Annotated in this window: 19 protein-coding genes; 14 read left to right on the top strand and 5 right to left on the bottom strand. The window is 67.3% G+C overall.

The features are described 5' to 3' along the window. The first annotated feature begins 427 nt into the window (after nt 1–427). A complete protein-coding gene (gene hemN, locus IB256_RS26015; RefSeq protein ID WP_192295534.1) occupies nt 428–1,825 on the top strand; it encodes an oxygen-independent coproporphyrinogen III oxidase in 1,398 nt (465 codons plus the stop codon). 58 nt (nt 1,826–1,883) lie between these two features. On the opposite strand, the gene IB256_RS26010 is transcribed toward hemN, so the two are convergent. Further along, the gene (locus IB256_RS26010; RefSeq protein WP_192404634.1) at nt 1,884–3,272 is read right to left on the bottom strand and encodes an aldehyde dehydrogenase family protein; all 1,389 of its coding nucleotides are present in this window, start codon (nt 3,270–3,272) and stop codon (nt 1,884–1,886) included. A 108-nt stretch (nt 3,273–3,380) separates the two neighbouring features. Here IB256_RS26010 and ptrR point away from each other — a divergent pair, with 108 nt between their 5' ends. From ptrR to IB256_RS25980, 6 genes are all read left to right on the top strand, one after another. Then, on the top strand, nt 3,381–4,265 hold the full coding sequence (gene ptrR / locus IB256_RS26005) for a putrescine utilization regulator PtrR (protein WP_192295536.1): 885 nt from the start codon (nt 3,381–3,383) through the stop codon (nt 4,263–4,265). Nucleotides 4,266–4,346: 81 nt separating this feature from the next. Then, a complete protein-coding gene (locus IB256_RS26000) occupies nt 4,347–5,933 on the top strand; it encodes a response regulator (RefSeq protein WP_192404633.1) in 1,587 nt (528 codons plus the stop codon). A gap of 103 nt (nt 5,934–6,036) precedes the next feature. Further along, nucleotides 6,037–6,882 carry a hypothetical protein gene (locus IB256_RS25995; protein ID WP_192404632.1) on the top strand — a complete coding sequence of 282 codons (846 nt, stop codon included), beginning with the start codon at nt 6,037–6,039 and terminating at the stop codon, nt 6,880–6,882. A 48-nt stretch (nt 6,883–6,930) separates the two neighbouring features. Next, nucleotides 6,931–11,112: a YadA-like family protein gene (locus IB256_RS25990; RefSeq protein ID WP_192404631.1), complete on the top strand. Its 4,182-nt coding sequence runs from the start codon at nt 6,931–6,933 to the stop codon at nt 11,110–11,112. A gap of 50 nt (nt 11,113–11,162) precedes the next feature. Next, nucleotides 11,163–11,987, top strand: a complete 825-nt coding sequence (locus tag IB256_RS25985) for an OmpA family protein (protein ID WP_192404630.1) — start codon at nt 11,163–11,165, stop codon at nt 11,985–11,987. Nucleotides 11,988–11,997: 10 nt separating this feature from the next. Then, entirely contained in the window at nt 11,998–12,867 is an 870-nt protein-coding gene (locus IB256_RS25980; RefSeq protein ID WP_192295541.1) for a hypothetical protein, read from the top strand. A gap of 60 nt (nt 12,868–12,927) precedes the next feature. Here the strand turns inward: IB256_RS25980 and IB256_RS25975 are convergent, their stop codons facing one another. The 3 genes from IB256_RS25975 to IB256_RS25965 all read right to left on the bottom strand — a co-directional run bounded on the left by IB256_RS25975 (nt 12,928) and on the right by IB256_RS25965 (nt 14,742). Further along, on the bottom strand, nt 12,928–13,254 hold the full coding sequence (locus IB256_RS25975) for a hypothetical protein (RefSeq protein WP_192404629.1): 327 nt from the start codon (nt 13,252–13,254) through the stop codon (nt 12,928–12,930). A 5-nt stretch (nt 13,255–13,259) separates the two neighbouring features. Then, nucleotides 13,260–13,859 (bottom strand): NAD(P)H-binding protein, encoded by a 600-nt coding sequence (locus tag IB256_RS25970; RefSeq protein WP_192295543.1) that lies wholly within the window; start codon nt 13,857–13,859, stop codon nt 13,260–13,262. Nucleotides 13,860–13,953: 94 nt separating this feature from the next. Beyond that, the gene (locus IB256_RS25965) at nt 13,954–14,742 is read right to left on the bottom strand and encodes an AraC family transcriptional regulator (protein ID WP_192404628.1); all 789 of its coding nucleotides are present in this window, start codon (nt 14,740–14,742) and stop codon (nt 13,954–13,956) included. A gap of 143 nt (nt 14,743–14,885) precedes the next feature. On the opposite strand from IB256_RS25965, the gene IB256_RS25960 reads away from it, so the two are divergent. After that, on the top strand, nt 14,886–15,239 hold the full coding sequence (locus tag IB256_RS25960; protein WP_192295545.1) for a VOC family protein: 354 nt from the start codon (nt 14,886–14,888) through the stop codon (nt 15,237–15,239). On the opposite strand, the gene IB256_RS25955 is transcribed toward IB256_RS25960, so the two are convergent. Next, nucleotides 15,209–16,099, bottom strand: a complete 891-nt coding sequence (locus IB256_RS25955; protein WP_192295546.1) for a LysR family transcriptional regulator — start codon at nt 16,097–16,099, stop codon at nt 15,209–15,211. The two genes, IB256_RS25960 and IB256_RS25955, sit on opposite strands and share 31 nt — an antisense overlap. A gap of 141 nt (nt 16,100–16,240) precedes the next feature. Here IB256_RS25955 and IB256_RS25950 point away from each other — a divergent pair, with 141 nt between their 5' ends. The 6 genes from IB256_RS25950 to IB256_RS25925 all read left to right on the top strand — a co-directional run bounded on the left by IB256_RS25950 (nt 16,241) and on the right by IB256_RS25925 (nt 22,048). Next, nucleotides 16,241–17,788, top strand: a complete 1,548-nt coding sequence (locus tag IB256_RS25950; protein WP_192404627.1) for an MFS transporter — start codon at nt 16,241–16,243, stop codon at nt 17,786–17,788. A gap of 152 nt (nt 17,789–17,940) precedes the next feature. Next, nucleotides 17,941–18,195 carry a hypothetical protein gene (locus IB256_RS25945; RefSeq protein ID WP_138214483.1) on the top strand — a complete coding sequence of 85 codons (255 nt, stop codon included), beginning with the start codon at nt 17,941–17,943 and terminating at the stop codon, nt 18,193–18,195. Nucleotides 18,196–18,463: 268 nt separating this feature from the next. Next, nucleotides 18,464–19,321 carry a MurR/RpiR family transcriptional regulator gene (locus IB256_RS25940; protein WP_138214482.1) on the top strand — a complete coding sequence of 286 codons (858 nt, stop codon included), beginning with the start codon at nt 18,464–18,466 and terminating at the stop codon, nt 19,319–19,321. 2 nt (nt 19,322–19,323) lie between these two features. Then, nucleotides 19,324–19,965 (top strand): isochorismatase family cysteine hydrolase, encoded by a 642-nt coding sequence (locus tag IB256_RS25935; RefSeq protein ID WP_192295548.1) that lies wholly within the window; start codon nt 19,324–19,326, stop codon nt 19,963–19,965. 15 nt (nt 19,966–19,980) lie between these two features. After that, complete coding sequence (locus tag IB256_RS25930; protein ID WP_192404626.1) at nt 19,981–21,321, top strand: glutamine synthetase family protein; 1,341 nt, start codon at nt 19,981–19,983, stop codon at nt 21,319–21,321. After that, complete coding sequence (locus IB256_RS25925; protein WP_192295550.1) at nt 21,305–22,048, top strand: N-formylglutamate amidohydrolase; 744 nt, start codon at nt 21,305–21,307, stop codon at nt 22,046–22,048. Before IB256_RS25930 ends, IB256_RS25925 begins: the two co-directional genes overlap by 17 nt. Nucleotides 22,049–22,155: the final 107 nt, after the last annotated feature.

Here is a 22,155-nt window from a genome sequence, read left to right as displayed (position 1 = left end):
AGCAACGGTTCGTTCCATCCAGCCGTAACGATGCCGGGGCAGGTCAGTGGGTACCTGCGCTCGCGGGCATTGCCATTAGCCGAATCACGGTGTCTTGTGGAATCTCTGGTTATCTTGGCACCGCTCAGGTGCTGCAGAGGTCCAGCCTAGACGCAGATCAACGGGAATTCCAAAACGAGGCGGGATATTGCTGCGAACGTGCGCAACTTGGTGTTTCGCTGTATAGAAATATAAATAGCGATGGCCATTGGATTGCCATTGCGTGAACAGACGTGCTGCCATCGATCAGCAACTACTGTAGGAGCGTGGAGATTCGTCCTGCACGACAGAACTTCTTGATCCTGCGCAGGAGGCGCGTAGCTTGAGCGGAGTATCGTGCGGCGGCGACTCGCAGCGACAGACTGCCAGCGCCTCAGGAGCCCGTGTCATGCCCGAATCGATGAGTTTCAACCGCGCGCTGGTGGAGAAGTACGACCGTCCCGGCCCGCGCTACACCTCCTATCCCACCGCGCCGCAGTTCCATGGCGCGTTCGCCGCCGACGACTACCGCGCGGCTGCCCGGCGCAGCAACCACCCCACCGACGGGAGCGCGGCCAAGCCGCTCTCGGTGTACATCCATATCCCGTTCTGCAAGAGCCTCTGCTACTACTGCGCCTGCAACAAGATCATCACCCAGAAGACCCACCGCGCCGTGGAATACCTGGACTACCTCAAGCGCGAGATCGCCATGCAGGCCGAGCTGTTCGACGGCACCCGCAAGCTCACCCAGCTGCACCTGGGGGGCGGCACGCCGACCTATCTGACCAGCGAGCAGCTTGGCGAGGTGATGGACAGCCTGCGCGAGCATTTCAACCTCGACGAAAGCGACGCCCACGAGTTCTCCATTGAAGTCGACCCGCGCACCATCAGCCGCGAGCGCATCGCCGAGCTGCGCGCCCAGGGCTTCAACCGCCTGAGCTTCGGCGTGCAGGATTTCGACGAGAAGGTGCAGGAAGCAGTCAACCGCGTGCAGAGCGAGCAGCAGGTCTTCGACCTGGTCGCGGCGGCGCGCGAGGCGAAGTTCAAGTCGGTCTCCGTGGACCTGATCTATGGCCTGCCGCTGCAGACCGTTGCGAGCTTCGACACTACCCTCAGCAAGATCATCGCCCTGCGCCCCGACCGCATTGCCGCCTACAGTTACGCCCACCTGCCCGAGCGGGTACGCGCGCAGCGGCTGATCCGCCGCGAGGACATGCCACCGCCCGAGCGCAAGCTGGAACTGCTGGAACTGACCATCCAGCGGCTGACCGAAGCGGGCTACGTCTACATCGGCATGGACCACTTTTCCCTGCCCGACGACGAGCTCACCGTGGCCCGCAGCAACGGCACCCTGCAGCGCAACTTCCAGGGCTACTCGACCCACGCCGACTGCGACCTGATCGCCCTGGGCGTGTCGTCCATCAGCAAGGTCGGCGACACCTACGGGCAGAACGTGAAGGAGCTGTCGCAGTATTACGCGCGGATCAATGAGGGCTTGCTGCCGGTGCACAAGGGCTATCGCCTGACCGACGACGACTGCCTGCGCCGCGAAGTGATCAGCGCACTGATGTGCCATGGCCGCGTGGACTACGCCCCGCTGGAGGAGCGCCACGGCATTCGCTTCGGCGATTACTTCGAGGGCTCGCTGCGGCAGTTGCGCGAGCAGGTCGGCGACGGCCTGATTGAGCTGCACGACGACGCGCTGGTGCTGCTGCCCCAGGGCCAGCTGATGATGCGCAGCGTGGCCATGGCCTTTGACGCCTACCTGGGTGGCGAGCAGCAGGAGCGCTTCTCGCGCACTATCTGACGCTGGTGACAGATGCACAAAGGCCCACCTGCGAGGTGGGCCTTTGCGTTTTCAGCGCTTAGCGGCGATCGACCCACACGGTCTGCGCGTTGCAGAACTCGCGCACGCCGAAGTGCGACAGCTCGCGACCGAAGCCGCTCTTCTTCACGCCGCCGAAACCGACGCGGGCATCGCTGGCGCTGTAGCCGTTGATGAACACGCCACCGACGTCCAGCTCGGCGCTCATCTGCCGGGCGCGGGCGAGGTCGGCGGTGAACACCGTGGCGGTCAGGCCGAAGTCGCTGTCATTGGCCAGTTCCAGCGCGTGGCGGGCGTCCCTGGCGCGGATGATCGAGGCCACCGGGCCGAACAGTTCCTCGCGGAACGAGGTCATGTCCGGCGTCACGTCCGCCAGCACGGTGGGCTGGTAGAAGTTGCCCGCACCTTCGGCCTTGCAGCCGCCCAGCAGCAGGGTGGCGCCTTCGGCCAGGGTGCGCTGTACCTGGTCATCCAGCTCGTCGCGCAGGTCATAGCGGGCCATGGGGCCGACGTAGGTCTGTGCCTGGGTCGGGTCGCCCATCGGCAGTTCGCGGGTGGCGGCGACGAAGCGTTCGGTAAAGGCGTCGGCGATGCTGTCCTCGATGATGAAGCGCTTGGCGGCGGCGCAGACCTGTCCGGAATTCTGGAAGCGTCCCGCGACGGCGGCCTTCACGGCCACGTCGAGGTCGGCATCGGCGAGCACGATGAAAGCGTCCGAGCCGCCCAGTTCCAGCACGCACTTCTTCAGCGCGGCGCCGGCTTGGGAGCCGATGGCGGAGCCGGCGCGCACGCTGCCGGTCACGGTGACGGCGGCGATGCGGTCGTCGCGGATGGCCTGGGATACCAGGTCGTTACCGACGTTGATCACCTCGAACACACCGGCCGGGAAGTCCGCCTGCTGGAACGCCTGCAGCATTCCGTAGGCGCTGCCCATGACGTTCGGTGCGTGCTTGAGCACATAGGTGTTGCCTGCCAGCAGCGCCGGCACCGCGCCGCGCAGCACTTGCCAGATCGGGAAGTTCCACGGCATCACCGCGAGGATCGGGCCCAGCGGGCGGTACTCGATCCAGGCGCGCTCGTGCTCCACGCTGGTGGGCTCCGGGGCGAGCATCTGCGGGCCGTTGGCGGCGTACCAGTCGCACAGGCCGGCGCACTTTTCCACTTCGCCACGGGCCTGGGTGATGGGCTTGCCCATCTCGGCGGTGATAGTGGCGGCAAGGGCATCGGAGTTGGCGCGCAGCGCCTGGCCTAGGCGTACCAGGGCGGCGGCGCGCTGCTCCAGCGGGGTGCGCTTCCAGGTCGCGTAGCCCTGTGCTGCGCGGGCCAGGGACTGCTCAAGCGCCTGCGCGGACTCGAAGGCGTAGCTGTCGATCACCTCGCCGGTGGCGGGATTGCGGGAGATCGCGTGGGTTTGCGGGGAGATGCTCATGGCTCGCTCCTGGAGGGTGGGTTGCAGGAAGTGGAGCCAGTGTCGCGTTGAATCATGCTTATGAAAACTGAATAATAATGACGATTACGCTCTCGTTTGGAGAATGAAATGGACCTCGTCCAGCTGGAAATCTTCTGCGCCGTGGCGGCCCACAAGAGCATCGCCGCCGCCGCCCAGGCCATGCACCGCGTGCCGTCCAACCTGACCACGCGGATCAAGCAGCTGGAAGCGGACCTGGGCGCCGACCTGTTCATCCGCGAGAACAACCGCCTGCGCCTGTCCCTGGCCGGGCACGACTTCCTCGTCTACGCCACGCGCATCCTCGGCCTGGTGGAAGAGGCGCGGGTGGTGGTGTCGGGCAAGGAGCCCACGGGGCGCTTCCCCATCGGCTCGCTGGAGAGCACGGCGGCGGTGCGCATCCCGCGCCTGCTGGCGCGCTACCACCAGCAGTACCCGAAGGTGGAGCTGGACCTGTCCACCGGCCCGTCGGGCGACATGATCGACGGGGTGATCGCCGGCGAGCTGATCGCCGCCTTCGTCGACGGGCCGATCAAGCACCCGGCGCTGGACGGCGTGCCGGTGTTCGACGAGGACATGCTGGTGGTCGCGCCTTCGCACCACGCGCCTATCCAGCGTGGCCAGGATGCCGACGGCGAGATGATCTACGTGTTCCGCGACAACTGCTCTTACCGACATCACTTCGAACGCTGGTTCGCCGCTGACGGCGCGGCCCCCGGCGCCATCCGCGAGCTGGAGTCCTATCACAGCATGCTCGCCTGCGTGAGCGCGGGCGGCGGCCTGGCGGTGATGCCGCGCAGCATGCTGAGCAACATGCCCGGCAGCGCCTCGGTCAGCGCCTGGCCCATGAGTGGCGACTTCGCCCGGCTGAACACCTGGCTGATCTGGCGCAGCGACTCGCGCTCACGCTCGCTGGAGCTGTTCCGCCAGTTGGTCGACGAGCAGGCGGCGGCGCTGGACATGGCGGGGGGTTGATCTTCTCGATAAAGGCGCTGCGTGGAGGGTCGGTGGTGCCTATGCTGTTGCGGACGGAAACCGGCTCGGAGCAGGGTAGCTATGGCCAGGGTTTTGCTCGCGGATGCGACACCGATAGTGCGCGATGCCTTGCGCACGTTGCTGGAAGAAATGGGCCACGAGGTGGCGGCAGAGGCGATCGATGTGCCCAATGCCCTGAGCCTGGCGCGTGAAGCCCACCCGGACCTGGTAGTCCTCGAACTGAACCTGCCGGGGGCAGGCGGGCTCGACCTGCTGCGGCGCCTGCGCGCTCGCGATGCCCGGCAGAAGGTGCTGGTCTACAGCCGGCAGAACCCGGCGCATTTCGCCCCGCTGTGCTTCCAGGCCGGCGCCAGTGGCTTCGTCAGCAAGCATGAAGACACCGCCCTGCTGCGCAAGGCCATCGCCGATGTTCTCGCCGGCCGCGGTCACTTCGCCCGCGAGCACATGCAGTCGGGCCCCGAAGATGTGCTGGGCGGCCTGACTCCGCGTGAATTATCGGTGCTGCAACTGATCGCCGAGGGGCAGTCGAACGTGCGTATCGCCGAGCAGCTGCGCATCAGCTTCAAGACGGTCAGCACCTACAAGGCGCACCTGCTGGAGAAGCTGCGCGTTGGCTCCAACGTCGAGCTGGCCGATATCGCCCGTCGTGCAGGCCTGGTAGCGGATTATCCATCGGGTGCGGCGGTGGCCGAAGCGCTGCCCGCCGAGATCGGCATGCTGCGCGAGCTGGTCGATGCCGCGCCCAACCCGATGTTCGTGCGGGGTGTCGACAGTCGCCTGCTGTTCTGCAATCAGCGCTTTCTCGACTACCACCGGATCAGCGTGGACGAAGCGCTCGGTTCCCGCCTGGCCGACAGTCCCTGGCTGCCGCAACAGTACCGCGAAGTCTTGCCCGAGAAGTTCCAGGCACTGGTCGAGAAAGGCGTGCCGGTCACTACGACATTCCGCGTCGATCTTGCGGGCAGCCACCATGTGGTACACGCCTGGATGGTGCCTTGTCGAGACTCCGGTGGGCAGCCGACCGGAGTGCTCGGCGGCTTGCAGGACATCACCGACAGCGAAGGCGAACTGCTCGAGTGGCGCGACCGCGCGCTGGCCGCCGAAGCCCGGTTGCATCGCATCCGCGAAATCGGCACGGCGGCCCTGGACGAACTGACGATGCACCTGGCAGGGCTCGAATTGCATCCGGCGACGCCGGGCCTGACCGGTGTCTTCGAATCACTGCGCCGGCTCAGGAGCACCAGTAATCCGCGCGAAGACCACCCCGCACCGGCACTGTTGCCGTGTGACCTGAGCCCGGTCATCGAGCGTTGCCTGGCGGCGTATCCCGATTGCCGTTTTGCCGACCATTGCAGCGAGCCGCTGCATGGCTGGCTGGATGCCGAGCTTTTCGCCCATTGGCTCTGTGGCGCACTGGAGCTGCTTGGCGAGCCGGAACAGGTCACGCTCGCAGCTCGAGCGGTGCGTCAGGGGCAGTTGCTGGTGCGTCTGGAGCTCAGCGGCCTGGGAGGAACCGGCAGCGTCATCCTGCAGCAGTACGTCCAGCGCCTGGCGCAACGGATGAATGCCCGGATGGGGGCCGAGCGGAACGCGGAGCGTCTGGCCATCGACCTGGAGCTGGAGCTGGTCCTGGCAGCACCCTCCTGATTGCGGAACAACTCTGATGCCGGGGCGGGGAGGACTCCTAGTTCGCTCCGCCCGCGCCATTCCTAGCATGACGGCAACTCGAACATTTACAGGAGTTGCCGCCATGAACCCTCTCTCGAAAACCGCCGATCGCAGTCGCTCCGGCAAGCTTTCCACCATCGCCCTGGCATTGCTGGTCGCCACGGGGTCGGCCCTGGCCGGCCCGGCGCAACCGGTGCCGCAGGCGCCCGCGCAAACCGTCGCACAACCCCTGGTGCTGCTGGCCCACCAGCAACTGCTCGAAGGCGACCTCGCTTCGGCCCAGGCGCTGCTGCGCGAAGCCGGCGCGCAAGGGCAGGGCGGTAGCCGCGCCCTGGCCGAGCAGGCCTTCATCGAGGATGCCGGCGGCCGCCACATGCGCGCCCGGCAGTTCTACGACGCCCTCAAGGGCAGCGACCAGGCGGCGGTGATCGCCTTGCCGTCGGCAGTGAACCTGGCCGCGCTGGGCCGCTTCGAGCAGGCCGGCAAAGCCTTCGCAGAGCTGCAGAAGACCTCCCCCAGTCCGCAGGTCCAGGCTTACGCCGGCCTCTGGAACCTCTGGGTAACCGCCCGCCAGGCCAGCGATGCCGGAGTCAAGCCGGCCGTCACCAAGGCGCGTGTGGAGAAACTCGCCCGTGCCATCAAACCGGTCGACGAGCACCAGCGCGCCATGCTCGCGCTGTTCCAGGGCAAGTCCGACAGCTCCGCGGTGTTCGCCCAGATCGATGGCCTGCAGGCCCCCGACGCGGTCAAGCGTGACCTGCGCACCGAGGCCGGATTGTTCGCCGGTGGCTACCTCGACTACGTCCGCCAGGACCATGCCGGCGCACTGCGCCTTTACGAGCGCGCGCTGCAGCAGTCGCGCCCGACGGCCATGGAACGCCCGCAACTGATCCAGTCCAGCCGCGCCCTGCAGCTGTCCTCCCGCTGATTTCCCTTCGCAGAAATCCGGGGGCAGCGCCCCTGGAAGGAGCTTCTCATGAACAGGATTTATCGTCTGGTGTGGTCGCGCAGTCGCGCTGCCTGGTGTGTTGCCTCGGAGCTGACCAGTCGCGTCGGCAAGAGTGGTCATCGCGGTGCCGGCGCGGGCCGTCCGTTAAAGCAGGCCCTGTCTCTGCTGGCGTTGAGCGTCGGCCTTGCCGTCAGCGGGATGGCCGGTGCGGTGGCAGGTAACCCCGGTCTGTACGTCAACGACAGCACCGATCCAGGTTGCATCTTCGTGCATGACACCGGTGCCACTGGTAGCACGGGCTGGAAGTATGACGGCCCCGACAGCGGGAACGAAAACTGTCTTTCCAATGACAAATCGACCCAGACTGGCCGGGTGCTGTTCTATGGAACCGGCTCCCAGGCGGATGGCAGCAACTCGCTGACCCTGGGCAACGAGCTCTACGTCAACGGCGGCCGAATCGGTCTGAACAACAAGATCGATGGCAGCAATTCCATGGCCATCGGCAACGTCAACGATGCCAATGGCACCAGCGCCACTGGCGCCGATGCCATCGCCATCGGCAACAACGCCCAGAGCCTGAGCCAGGATGCCAGCGCCTTCGGGACAGGGGCGAAGGTCGGCAGCGAGTCGAGCCAGGGCCTGGCCGTGGGCAACAACGCCCTGGTGCAGGGCAGCAAGGGCATCGCCATCGGCAACGGCGCGCAGACCCTTTCCAACGACGCGCTCACGCTGGGCAATGGCGCGACCGTCAATCGCGGCGCCACCGACAGCATGGCGCTGGGCAACAACAGCCAGGTTGCCGCGGACGCCAACAAAGCGACAGCGCTGGGCTTCGGAGCCAATGCTCAAGCTTCCCGGTCCACGGCGCTGGGCGAAAGTTCGGTGGCGGGTGCAGCGGGCTCCGTTGCGATGGGCAGCGCTGCGAAGGTCGGCCAGAGCGCCACCGACAGCCTCGCGCTGGGTAGCGGCAGTCTGATCGCCGACGGTGCCCAGAACGCTGCAGCCCTTGGCAAGGGCGCGACTGCCAATGCCAACAACTCGCTGGCTCTGGGCACATCCGCCGTGACCGGCGCGACCAATTCCGTAGCGCTGGGCAGCTCTGCCGTGGTCGGTACCAACTCCAGCAATGGCCTGGCCCTGGGGAGTAGCAGTCAGATCGGAGTCGGCGCGAGCAACACGGTGGCGTTAGGTACAAAGGCAATGGTCGGTGACCGTGCCAGCAACGGCATGGCGCTGGGCAACGGCAGCAGTGTAGGGATGGATGCCAGTAACGCAATTGCCCTGGGCAACGCGAGCTCGGCCAGTCGCTCCAACTCGGTGGCCATCGGCAATGGTGCGCAAGCCAACGGGCTTAACAGCATCGTGCTGGGCGCCAACAGCACCAGCACTGCCGGCAGAAGCATACGCACGGAAACTGCCTACGTTCCGACTGGCGCCACCAGCGTTGCTGGCAGTGTTGCCGACAGCGAATTCTCCATCGGTCATGCCGGCGACACCAGCAACGCTCCGATCGTCCGCCGCCTGACCAACCTTGCCGCTGGCGCGCAGGATACCGACGGCGTCAACGTCAGCCAGCTGAAAGCCCTGGGCGAGCAGGTGGCCGACGGCGACGCCGGCGCGGTCAAGTACGAGCGCGATCCGGTCACCGGCAGCATCAACTACAACAAGGTGGTGATGCAGGGCGATACCTACAACTCGTCGACCAGGACCGGCGGCACCAGGATCACTAACGTCGCCCGTGGTGCGGATGACAGCGACGCGGTGAACATGTCGCAGCTCAACGAGACCAACGAGAACGTCACCAACGTCGATAACCGCGTCACTCAGGTCGACAACCGAGTCACCCATGTCGACAACCGGGTGAACAACGTCTTCGGCAACGACAACGATGCCAACGTCGCCGAGAACGGACGTGGCATCCGCTACGTGCGCACCAATGACGAAGGGCTGCAGGTGGACGACGCCTACGCCAAGGGCCAGGGCTCCACGGCGGTCGGTTATCAGGCTCAGGCGACTGGCAAGGACGCCCTGGCGCTGGGCCGCAATAGCAACGCCAGTGCCGACAACAGCGTGGCGCTGGGGGCGGGCAGCACCACCACGGCCAATCTCGGCCATCCAGCGTACATGGCAGGCGGCTACCCGGCGATGGGCAATGCTAACGGTGAGGTCTCCGTTGGTTCCTCCGGAGCCGAACGCCGCATCACCAACCTCGCCGCTGGTGCCGATGACACCGATGCTGTGAACGTCTCGCAGCTCAGGGGCGTTTCCGAACGGGCCGAGCAACTGAGCCAGGATGCGCTGCTCTGGGACTGGGGCAGCAACAGCTTCAGCGCCACCCACCACGGCAACGGGCCGAACAAGATCACCAACGTCGCAGCCGGCGATATCAACGACAACTCCACCGATGCAGTGAACGGTTCGCAGTTATCCGCGACCAACACTCAGGTGACGCACCTGGGTGGCCGCGTCACCAACGTGGAAGGAGATGTCTCCAACCTGGGCGACCACGTCGAGAATATCTACAACACGGGCACCAAGTACTTCCACGCCAACTCCACCGGCACTGATTCGGCGGCGCTCGGCCAGGACTCCGTCGCCATTGGCATGGGCGCGGTGTCCAGCCATGACGGCAGCGTGGCGCTGGGCGCAGGTTCCGTCGCCGATGGCAGCACCCTGGGACATCAGGCGTATCTGGTGGGCGGCAGTGCGACAGGTGAAGTCAATGTCGGCAACCGCCGTGTCACGGGTGTCGCGGCAGGCGCGGATGAGACCGACGCGGTGAACGTCTCGCAACTCAAGGGTGTCTCCGACCGCACCGACCAACTGAGCCAGGATGCGCTGCTCTGGGACCCGACCGCCAATGGTGGCAAAGGGGCCTTCAGCGCCAACCACGGCGGGCGCGGGCCGAGCAAGATCACCAACGTCGCCGCCGGCAATATCGACGCTACCTCCACCGACGCAGTGAACGGCTCGCAGCTGTACGAAGTGACCACCCAGATCAACAACATCACCCTGGGCGGCATCAGGTACTTCCACGCCAATTCGCAGAAACCCGACTCCATCGCCAGCGGCGCCGATTCCATCGCCGTCGGCCCGGCCGCCCAGGCTTCCGGGAGGTCCTCCCTGGCCATGGGCGATGGCGCCAATGCCAGTGCCAGCAACGCCAGCGCCATCGGCAGCCATGCAACCGCCAGCGCTGACAGCGCCACGGCGGTGGGCACCGGCGCCAGCGCCACTGGCAGTTCCTCGGTGGCCATGGGCGAGGGTGCTGCCGCCACCGGCGAGCGCAGCTCGGCCATCGGCGCCGGAGCCAGTGCCGAGGCCGCGAACAGCGTGGCCCTGGGCGCCGACTCGGTGGCCGATCGCGATAACAGCGTCTCGGTGGGCAGCGCCGGCAACGAACGGCAGATCACCAACGTCAAGGCCGGCGAGGCCGACACCGATGCGGTCAACGTCTCGCAGTTGCGCGACCACGGCAACACGGTCAACAGCACCATCAACAACGTCGACAACCGCGTCACCCAGGCGAAGACCGACATCACCCAGCTGCAGAACGGCACCGATGGCATGTTCCAGGTGAACAACAGCAGCAGCCTGCCCAAGCCGCGCCCCACCGGCACCGATGCGGTGGCCGGCGGCGCGGGAGCGGAGGCCTCGGGCAACAACAGTGCGGCCATCGGCACCCGCGCACGGGCCAGCGGCGCCAACGCCACGGCCCTGGGCAACGGCTCCAGCGCCCAGGCGCAGAACTCGGTGGCACTGGGTGCCAATTCGGTCGCCGACCGCGCCAACAGCGTCTCGATGGGCAGCGCCGGCAACGAGCGGCAGATCACCAACCTCGCCGCCGGCACCGCGCCGACCGATGCGGTGAACGTCAGCCAGCTGCAGCAGAGCATGGGTGACATCTCCAACCAGTTCTACGACTACACCGACTCCCGCTACAACGCGCTGCGCCACGACCTGAAGAAACAGGACGACATCCTCAGCGCCGGTATCGCCGGGGCCATGGCCATGGCGACCCTGCCGCAGCCGCACTCGGCCGGGGCCAGCATGGCCACCGTCGGGCTGGGCAACTACCGCGGCCAGGGTGCGCTGGCGATTGGCGTCTCGCGCATCTCCGACAACGGCAAGTGGGTCACCAAGCTGCAGGGCAGTACCAGCAGCCAGGGTGAAGCCGGCGTCGCCGTCGGTCTCGGTTACCAGTGGTAAGTCATTACGTCGCGGCCCGGCTCCGGTCGGGCTGCGCGAAGGAGGTCAAAATGAACACTTTCACCATCCGCAACCTGTGCACCCTGGCCCTGGCCTGCAGCGGACTGCTGCTGGCAGCCTGCGGCAGCCACAGCGTGGTCGATGCCCAGGGGCATAGTGCCGATCCGCAATTCCCCGCGATCAGCGATTCCTACCGCCCGCAGGGCAGCTACGTGAACCTGGAAAACCTCGGCAAGGTACAGCCGGGCATGGGCAAGGCCCAGCTCTACGAACTGCTCGGCACCCCGCACTTCCAGGAAGGCCTGTTCGGCGTGCATGAATGGGACTACGTCCTGCGCTTCCGCCGTCCGGGCCAGCAGGACCTGGTCTGCCAGTACAAGGTGCTGTTCGACAAGGACATGCAGGCGCAGACCTTCCTGTTCTCGCCGGCCGACTGCCTGGATCAGGCCCAGCCGGCCCCGGCTCAATCACCCGTGACGGCACCGGCTGCTTCGCAGCGCGTCACCCTCGGCGGTGACGCCACTTTCGCCTTCAACAGCGCTGAACTCAGCCCTGCCGGCCGCGCCAGCCTGGCGCCCCTGGCCGAACAACTGAAGGCGCAGCAGCCATCGCAGATCAGCATCACCGGGCACACCGACCGTCTTGGCTCGCCGGCCTACAACCGCGAGCTGTCGCGGCGCCGTGCCGAAGCGGTGCGCGAATACCTGGCCGCCGCTGGCGTGCCGTTCGCCTCGATGCACGTACGCGGTGCCGGGGCCGCTGAGCCGGTAGCCGATTGCCCGGACCTGCCGCGCACCCAACTGATCAACTGCCTGGCGGCCGACCGCCGGGTCGTCATCGAATCCAGCGCCGCTGCGGCGCAAGTCCACGAGTGAGGAACACGCCATGAACATCCAGAGCAAATGGCTGACCGCGATGCTGATCCCCGTCTGCCTGCTGGCCGGCTGCAAAGGCTCCGACCAGACTCCCGCCAGCGATGCCAAAGCCAGCGCCCAGCAGCACCTGGGCACGCTGGACTATCCAGCCCTGCCGATCATCCGCAACGCCGTGTTCAGCATGAGCCCGCTGGTCGGCGGCAAACGTAATCCCGCCGTAATGCAGCAGGTCTGCAGCCTGGCCCGTGGCGAAGCCACCCAGGCGGAAGTGGACCGTTTCGTCGCCGCCAGTGGCGAAAGCACTGCCGGCCTGAAGGAGAAGGGTGGCGTCACCGCGCTGCTGGTCAGCGGGAACCACACCGGCCAGCAGATCGCCTGCGCCGCCTACCTGGCTACCACGCCGCTGATCCAGGTCGATGGCAACGAGTTCATCGCCCCGGACAAGGGCGCCGACGGCAAGCTGCAGGTCGACCAGGCCCGCCTGGGCGAAGTGATGGCCGTGCGCATGGCGCTGGCCCGCACCGATGCCGAGTACTTCACCCTGATCGCCGAGAAACTGCAGCAGACCCCCGGTCTCACCGATGCCCAGTATCAGTCACGCACCCGCGAGCTGTTCTCCGAACTGGCGCCGGCCTACCTCAAGCGCGTGAAGCAGCAGATGCCGCCGGCTGGCACCCGCTTCGACCTGAAGCAGATGGACAGCGAGCGCTTTGCCTTCAGCACTTCCAACGGCGGCGAGTACGAATACACCAGCGACGGCATGACCCTGCGCCAGGACAACATCACCTGGTACGGCGATGGCCAACTGATGGGCCAGCCGCATACGCTGCGGGTGGCCTATTACCCCCACGCCGTCACTCAGGTCGTGGATCACCCCTGAGGCCTGAGGGGCGCGACGGACGGTGGTCCAGGCCATCGTCCGCCGTCGCACCGCTTTCACTCATCTCCCCGGCCGGCTGTCGCTGCCGCTTTCGCGCATGACCCGGCGCAATCCATACGCCACTCCCGCCCCCAGTATTCCGCCCAGCAGTGTGGCAAGCAGCTCCGCCAGCAGGCCGATGGCGCTGTGGATGCTCATGCTCCGCAGGTAATTGCCCAGCTCCGGCCACAGTGCGAGCCAGAGACCGACGAACACCAGCACCAGGTCGTACCAGATACCGCTGACGCCGGCCGGGCGATAGCCGCGCACGAAGAGGATGAAGGCGCTGAAGGCCAGCGCCAGTAGCAGGGTGCCGAGAAACTGGCTGAGTGCATCGGGGCCGGACATGGCGGCTACTCCTCGCCGCTGCGCAGGCGCAGGCACTGGCCGCTGTGCAGGCTCAGCTGCATCTCGTCCAGCAGCGCCTCGGCGTAGGACAGCGCCAGGGCGGAGTCCTCGGCGGAGGCGCTACCGGCGCGACTGAAGTCGTCGATGCGCAGGCCTTCGGGCATTGGCGGTGCCTCCACCAGTGTCCAGTCCAGACCGCTGACTTCGAGGCTACGGGCGAGGCCGGCGCCGAGCTGTTCCTGGTCAGCATCGGCAGGCTCCACCAGCCAGCCCCAATGGCCCACCAGCAGAAGGCGCGGGACCTCCGCGCGCAACGCACCGTCGATCAGTGCGCCGCACTGCGGCGGCAGCTCCTCCGCCGGCTGGTCGGCGAGGAAGGCAAAGACTACATCCAACCCCGAAACGGCCTGGCTGACCACGATGGACGAGTCCAGGCTGCCCAGCTTGCAGCGCAGGCCGGGGCGCGCACGCAGGCGGTTGAGGTCGTCGAGCAGCACGGTGACCTCGTGCTGGCGTTGCAGGGCGCCGGCGATCAGCGCCTGGCCGAAGCTGCCCGAGGGTTTGAACAGTCCCAGCTTGAGGGTCGGGGTTTCCAGGTTGTGCATGGAGGCTCCTTCGACAGCGTTGGTTCGACGGATGCGACATGTGCATATCGAAGGAGAGGGCCGGCGAGGGTTCAGTCCGATTGCGCCAGCGGTGTTACGCGGTCACCGCAGTGCTGTCCGCCGAGGCCTGGTAGCTGCTGGGCGCCACGCCCAGGCTGCGGCGGAACATGCTGGAGAAGGCGCTCGGGCTGTCGTAGCCCAGCTCCAGCGCCACGCGGGTGACCGGGTTGCCCGCCGCGAGCCGGGTGACGGCGGCAAGCAGGCAGGCCTGCTGGCGCCAGGCGCCGAAGGAGAGGCCGGTCTGCTGGCGGAACAGCCGGCTGAAGGTGCGCGTGCTGCAATGCAACTCGCCGGCCCAGCGGTCCGCCGTGACGTCGATGGCCGGTGCGCGCAGGAAGTCCCGGCACAGCTCCAGCAGTCGCGGGTGCGCCGGCAGCGGTGCGAACAGCGGCAGGCTCGGCGCCTGGCGCAGCTCGTGGAGCAGCAGGCGGATCAGGTCGCCGTCGCGGCCGTGCTCGTCGTGCAGCGCCGGCACCTCGACGCTGGCCAGCAGCAGGTGATGCAGCAGCGGCGAGACGGTCAGCGCCTGGCACAGCAGGGTGTCGCGCACCGGCACCTGCGGGTCGATGTACAGGCTGCGTGTGCTGACCCCGCGCATCAGCACCCGATGCTGCTTGCCGGCGGGAATCCACACGCCGCTGTAGGGTGGGATCACCCAGGCGCCGTCCTCGGTTTCCACCTCCATCAGCCCGCTCATGCCATAGAGGAACTGCGCTCGGCGGTGGGCGTGGGGCTTGAGCAGCGTGCCGAGCGGGTAATCGGTGCCGATGGCGAGCACAGCGCGGTCGACGTCGTCGACACTGGCGAGGGGGATGTTGAGCATGGCAGCGAATCTGGCTGAGTCGCGATGATTATTCGTCAATCGGCGTAAAATGGCCAATCAGCCTGCGGTCGACCGGCGCGGTGCGCTTTGCTCGCGGGGATTTGCCGTAGGATCAGGCCGACATGACTTGCCAGGAGGCGACTATGGGTATCCGCGGAAACGACCGTCAGATCGACAACATCGAGTTCAACGTCAGCGACATCGCGCGCAGCAAGGCCTTCTACGCCAGTGCGTTCGGCTGGCGCTACACCGACTACGGCCCCACCTATACCGAGTTCAGCGACGGCCGCCTGACCGGCGGTTTCACCACCGGTGAGCCGGTACGCCCCGGCGGCCCGCTGGTGATCCTCTACGCCGACGACCTGGCGCAAACCCAGGCGCGCCTCGAAGCCGCCGGCGCCACCATCAGCCGCGCGACGTTTGCCTTCCCCGGCGGCCGGCGTTTCCATTTCATCGACCCGGACGGCTACGAGCTGGCGGTGTGGTCGGCGGACTGAGCCCGGACCTGTTCGATATAGCGCCGCACCAGCGGTGATTTCTCGAAGCGCCGGTGCAGCAGTGACAGCCACGAGCGCGGCGCGCAGTCGGCGAGCGGACGGTAGTTCACCTGCGGCAATTGCACCCGGCGCACCACGGACTCGGGGACGATGGCGACGCCGCGGCCGAGGGACACCAGCGCGATCACCGCGACCAGGCTGCCCGGCTGCTGGCCCAGGCGCGGGGCAAAGCCGCCGGCGCTGGCCACTTCCAGCGTGCCGGAGATCTGCTCCGGAAGGATGAAGGTTTCACCACTCAAGCGCGCGGCGCGAATCTCCGGCAGCTCGTTGAGGCGCGAGGAAGCGGGCAGGGCGAGGACGAAGCCTTCCTCCTGCAGGGCGATGGCTTCCAGCTCCTCTGGCAGGCTCATCGGCGAGCGCACGTAGGCGAGGTCGAGCGTACCGTCGCGTACCTGCGCCGGCAGTTGCGCCATGGGCGCTTCGCTGATGTCCAGGTCCACCGCCGGCAGAGCGCGGGTGAATTGCTCGACATGCTGCTGCAGCACGCCGGAGTAGGCCGCTGAGGCCACGTAGCCCAGGCGCAGATGCCCGGTTTCGCCCCGGCCGGCGCGCTGCGCGCCCAGTTGCGCGGCGTCGAACTGGCGTACCGCGAGTCCGGCTTCCGCCAGCAGGGCTTCGCCGGCGGCGGTCAGGCGCACCTCGCGCTGGCTGCGCTGGAACAGCAGCACGCCCAGTTCCTTTTCCATGTCCTGGATCTGCCGGCTCAGGGTCGGCGGGGCGATGCCCAGTTGCTCGGCCGCGCGGGTGAAGTGGCCGTGGTGGGCGACGCTGAGGAAGTAGCGGAAATGTCGGATTTCCATGTTCGTTAGTCGCAGGCTAATGACGAAGGCCGCCGTGGCTAACAAGCCCGGCGCACGCGGGCGTTACCGTGGAGGCAACACTACAAGGCTGGCGCGACGAGGGCAAAACCCGGCGCGCCGGCCAGCGCGGGAAGCCTTGCCATGTCCGACCCTGTGATTCGCCCACGACCCTCCGCCCGTTTCACCCTGCTGACCGCTTCGGCGGTGTGCGCGCTGATCATCCTCGACACCAACATCGTCGCGGTTTCGCTGCCGAGCATCGCCCGCGACCTGTCCGGCTCCTTCGCCGATATCGAGTGGGTGGTCAGCGCCTACCTGCTGGCCTTCGCCGCCTGCCTGCTGCCCGCCGGCAGCCTGGCCGACCGTTTCGGCCGGCGGCGCATGCTGCTGCTCGGGCTGGTGCTGTTCGGCGCAGCCTCGCTGGCCTGCGGTGCGGCGCCGAGCCTGCTGTTCCTGGATATCGCCCGCGCCGCCAAGGGAGTCGGTGCCGCGCTGTTGCTGACCTCGGCGCTGGCCGCCATCGGCCATCGCTTCCACGAACCCGAGGAGCGCCTGCGCGCCTGGGCCTTCTGGGGCGCGTGCATGGGCGCCACCATCACCTTCGCGCCGCTGCTGGGCGGGGTGATATCCGCCACCCTGGGCTGGCGCTGGATCTTCTACCTCAATCTGCCGCTGGTGGTGCTGCTGGGGGCGATGGCGCTGCGCAGCATCGAGGAGTCCCGCGACAGCGCTGCCGCGCGCCTCGACCCGCTGGGCAGCCTGACCCTCGCTGGCGGCCTGGGCTACCTGATCTGGGCGCTGATCGATGGCAACCGCGTCGGCTGGGACAGCCCGCCGACCCTCGCGCGGTTGCTGGTCAGCGCCGGCCTGCTGGGCCTGTTCGTGCTGGTGGAGCGCAGCCAGGCGCGGCCGATGATCGACCTGCGGCTGATGCGCAGCGGCCGCTTCATCGGCGCCTTGCTCGGCATGTTCGGCTACGCCGCCTGTGCCCAGGTGATGATGACCCTGCTGCCGCTGTACCTGCAGAACGGCCTGCAGCTGTCGGCGGTGGCGGCGGGCGCGGGAATGCTGCCGTTCGCCGTGGCGATGCTGCTGGCGCCACGGGTGGGCATGCGCCTGAGTGGGCGCTTCAGCCCGGCGCAGATTTTTGCCTTCGGTCTGGTGCTGGTCGGCGCGGGCAACCTGCTGTGCGCGCTGGCGGCCGGGCAGGGCGGCTACCTGGCCTTCGCCCTCGCCAGCCTGGTGCTGGGTGCCGGCGCCGGGCTGCTCAACGGCGACACGCAGAAGAACATCATGGCCTGCGTGCCCCGCGAGCGCACCGGGATGGCCTCGGGGTTGAGCACCACCACGCGCTTCGCCGCCATCGTGCTGGCCATCGGCATTCTCGGTGGCATCCTGGCCGCACGCAGCGCCCAGTTGCTGCGCGACGCACTGGCAAAGCTTGCCCCTGCGCACCTGGACAAGGCTGCCGAGATGGCGACCCGCGCGGCGGCGGGGGACTTCACGGCGGCGCTGTCGCTGGTCGATCCGACACTGCGCAGTGCGCTGGCGCCCGCTGTGCGCCAGGCCTTCATCGGCGGTTTCGAGGGTGTATTGCTGGCGGCGGGCGTCGCGGCGCTGGTGTTCGCGGTGCTGGTGGGTGCGCTGCTCAAGCGGCCGATGCCGGCGCATGAGCCGGTGCCCGCCTGAAACGGCCGTTTGTCCGCTAGCCGGCGGGACGGCGGTGGTTGCCGGAACTGTGGTTCGTCCGGCCGGGTCAGGAATCAGGAAGAGTGCGCGTTGTGCGCCTCGTCGCCGCCATCCAGAGCAGAACGGGCCGTCCACGGCCAGGGGGGAAACACATGCAGCAGTCAGTCGAGCCGGAGTTCATGGCACCCAGTGAGTACCTGACGTCCACGGGTGTCGCCGTGTTGATGTCGCCGCGATACATCGCCCCGGGCAAGGTGGGAGAAGTGCTGCTGTCGCTGGCGAAGATGCCGGCCGGCGTGTCGCCGCTGGACGTGGTGGTCGGCCCGTGGGAGTCCCACGAGGAAGCCTTCCAGGCGTCCCATGACGCGGCCGAGCGCTGGGTCGAGCGCCTCGACGAGGGCGTCTGACGCAGCGGCGCGCTGGTGGCGCCGTTCCTGCGAATCGTGGCTGGCGCCGCCTTTTCCCACTTCGTTCATTCAGCCTGACTGCCGTCGCCGACGACGTTCGAAGCACCTGCCAACACGCCCCGCCTATTCACTGGAAAATCGCAGGCGAACGTCTACGTCGCCACGCTGAAGTCGTGCGCCTGCAATTTGTAGTGAATACTACAAAAAATACGTATTGAAAGTTTATGAAGCACATTATACAAATGGCGCCATAACAAGAGGCGCCACCATGCTCACACTCAAAGATCGCCTGAACACCCCGGAAGTCGAGCTCACCAAGGCCGAGCGCAAAGTCCTGCGCGCCTTGCTCGACGACTACCCGCGCGCCGGCCTCGGACCGATGTCGCGCCTCGCGCGTCAGGCCGGGGTCAGTGATCCCAGCATCCTGCGTCTGGTGAAGAAGCTCGGCTTCAGCGGCTATAGCGACTTCCAGAACGCGCTGATGGCCGAGGTGGACGACCGCCTGCGCTCGCCGCGCACCCTGCTCGCCGGGCGTCGCGAAGGCATGAGCCGCGACGATGTCTGGTCCAACTACCTGAGCGACGCCAGCGAAGGCATCCAACGCACCCTGGCGCTGACCCAGGCCGACGACGTGCGCCTGCTCGGCGACTGGCTGCTCGACCCCAAGCTGCGCGTGCTCTGCCACGGCGGCCGCTTCAGCCGCTTCCTCGCCGGTTACCTGGTGGCGCACCTGCGCATGCTGCGCAGCGGTTGCCTGTTGCTGGACGACGGCGCCGCGCTGCCCGACCAGCTGGGCGACATCGACCGCCAGACCCTGGTGGTGGTGTTCGACTACCGCCGCTACCAGGCCCAGGCGCTGGGCGTGACCCGTGCGGCCAAGGCCCGTGGCGCCCGCGTGGTGCTGTTCACCGATATCTACGACTCGCCGCTGCGCGAGTTCGCCGACCTGATCATCAGTGCCCCGGTGGAATCCCCATCGCCCTTCGACACCCTGGTGCCGACCATGGCCCAGGTCGAGGCGCTGATCGCCAGCCTGGTAGCGCGCATGGACGGCCAGCTCGACGAACGCCTGGAAGGCATCGACCACCTGAGAGCTGCCTTTGGCAGCCACATCCTCGAGGAATGACCGTGTTCAGCTTGCCCCACCAATCGCCCCGTGACCTTCCGTTCACTCGCGGCCAGACCGCCATCCTGTTCGTCGACATGCAGAACGCCTGGGTCATCCCCGGCCGCGATGCTCATGTCGATCCAGCGACGCACTCCTACTTCTACGACCGTGTCGAGGCGAGCGTGATACCCAACCAGCAGCGCCTGCTGGCGGCCATGCGCGAGGTGGGCGGGGAGGTGCTGCACACCATCATCGAGAGCCTCACCGCCGATGGCCGTGACCGCTCGCTGGACCACAAGCTCTCCGACATGCACCTGCCCAAGGGCAGCCCCGACGCTCAGGTGATCGATGCCCTGGCGCCGCGGGAGAACGAGATCGTGCTGCCCAAGACTTCCTCGGGGGTCTTCAACTCCACCGCCATCGACTACGTGCTGCGCAACCTGAATACCCGCCACCTGATCATCTGCGGCGTGGTCACCGACCAGTGCGTGGACATGGCCGTGCGCGACGCAGCCGACCGTGGCTACCTCGTCACCCTCGTCGAGGACGCCTGCGCCACCCACACCGCCGAACGCCACCAGGCCTGCCTGGAAGCGATCAAGGGCTACTGCTGGATCGCCGACACCGACAGTGTGCTGGCCCGTATCGCCGCGCTGGCCTGAGGCCGGGAGAACGTCATGAGTCAGAACAATAACAATCCCGCTCCGATGCGCCTGACCAGCTTCGTCACCACCGACCTCTGCGGCATCACCCGTGGCCGCTCGCTTCCCGAATCGGAAGTCGCCGAGCAGCTTGTCACTGGTTGTGGCTGGGTGCCCGCCAACAGCGCGCTGACGCCCCAGGACATCATTGCCGACGACAATCCCTGGGGCAGCCACGGCGACCTGCGCCTGCTGCCCGACCCGAGCAGCCGGGTGCGACTTCAAAACGGCCCGGACGCCCAGGCCGCGCCGCTGGATTACCTGCACGGCGACCTGGTGACCACCACCGGCACGCCCTGGCCGGTGTGCCCGCGCACGCTGCTGCGCGAGGAGATCGCCCGCTACCGGGAGCTCGATCTGCAAGTCACCGCCGCCTTCGAACATGAATTCAACCTGCTGGGCCTGGCGGACGAACACGCCGCCGCTTTCTCGCTTCAGGCACAGCGGCAGACCGGCAACTTCGGCGGCTGGCTGATGAGCGCGCTGGAACAGATCGGCGCCGAGCCGGAAATGTTCCTGCCCGAGTACGGCCGCAACCAGTACGAAGTCACCTGCCGGCCGACCCAGGGCGTTGCTGCGGCCGACCGCGCAGTGAACGTCCGCGAAGTCACCCGCGAGATCGCCCGCCAGTTCGGCTGGCGCAGCACCTTCACTCCGCTGCTGGCGCCCGGCGCCGTGACCAACGGCGTGCACCTGCACCTGAGCCTGCAACGCCTGGACGGTACCCCGGTGTTCTACGACGAAGCCGCGCCGAGCAACCTGTCGAAGCTCGCCGAGCACTGGGCCGCTGGCGTGCTGCGCCACCTGCCGGCGCTGTGCGCGCTCACCGCGCCAACGGCGGTGTCCTACCTGCGGCTGAAGCCGCACCACTGGAGCGCCGCCTACGCCTGCCTGGGCCTGCGCAACCGCGAAGCCGCGCTTCGCATCTGCCCGGTGGTGGAAATTGGCGGCAAGCCCAAGGCGCGTCAGTTCAACCTGGAATTCCGCCCCATGGACGCCACCGCCAGCCCGCACCTGGCCATGGCCGCGGTGCTGATCGCCGGGCGCCTGGGCATGCAGCAGGAACTGCCGTTGTCGGCGGTCACCGACGTCGATCCGCACAGTCTCAGCGACGCCCAGCGCGAGGAGCTGGGGATCAAGTCGCTGCCGGGTTCGCTGGAGGAGGCCCAGCGCCTGCTGCTCGCCGATACCGAACTGTGCGCCCAGCTGCCGCCGGCGCTGCTGCAGACCTACGTTTCCATGAAGCGCCAGGAGCAGGCCCTGACCCGTGAACTCAGCGAAGAACAACTCTGTGAATCCTATGCAAAGTTCTACTGAATCCGGCCTCTACCGGCGTCCGCCGTTCGAGATCGTCAACCCGCAGGGCAAGAGCCCGGTGCTGCTGGTCTGCGAGCACGCCAGTCGCTACATCCCCGAGGAACTGGCGCAGCTGGGCCTGGACGACGCGGCTGCCGCCGAGCACATCGCCTGGGACATCGGCGCGCTGGAGCTGGCCCGCGAGCTGTCGGCGCGCCTGGACGCCACGCTGCTGGTAGCCAACTACTCGCGCCTGCTGATCGACCTCAACCGCCCGCTGTCGGCACCCGATGCGATTCCCGAGCACAGCGAGATCTACCCGATCCCCGGCAACCTCAACCTGAGCGCCGCGGCCCGGCAGGAGAGGGTCGCGAGTCTGTTCGAACCCTTCCACCAGCGATTGACCGCGCTGCTCGACGAGCGCCTGGCCGCCGCCCGGCCAACCCGGCTTGTCGGCGTACACAGCTTCACCCCGAGCTATCGCGGCGAGCCGCGCCCGTGGGTCGCCGGGGTGCTCTACGCGAAGGCCGAAGCCTATGCCCAGCGCATGGTTGCTGGCTTGAGGGAGAGCGGGGAAGAAATCGGCGCCAACCAGCCCTATGTGATCGACCCGCTGGAGGACATGACTGTCCCGGTGCATGGCGACGAGCGCGGCGTGGACGCCGTGTTGATCGAAATCCGCAATGACGGACTGCGGACCCCGCAAGGGGTGGAAGCCTGGGCGACACGCCTGGCTCCCTGGCTCTGAGGACCCATGCCCGACCTGGTGCGTTCGGCCGGGGCGGGCGGGTTCTGAAAACAACAACAATTCAGCGCATGAGCGCCGAACCCTGAAAGCTGCCGTTCCCAGAGGAA

Source organism: Pseudomonas sp. PDM17 (assembly GCF_014851985.1).
GTDB lineage: Bacteria > Pseudomonadota > Gammaproteobacteria > Pseudomonadales > Pseudomonadaceae > Pseudomonas.
Note: the sequence above shows the minus strand (reverse complement) of the source record. Positions and strands in the feature narration are given on the sequence as shown.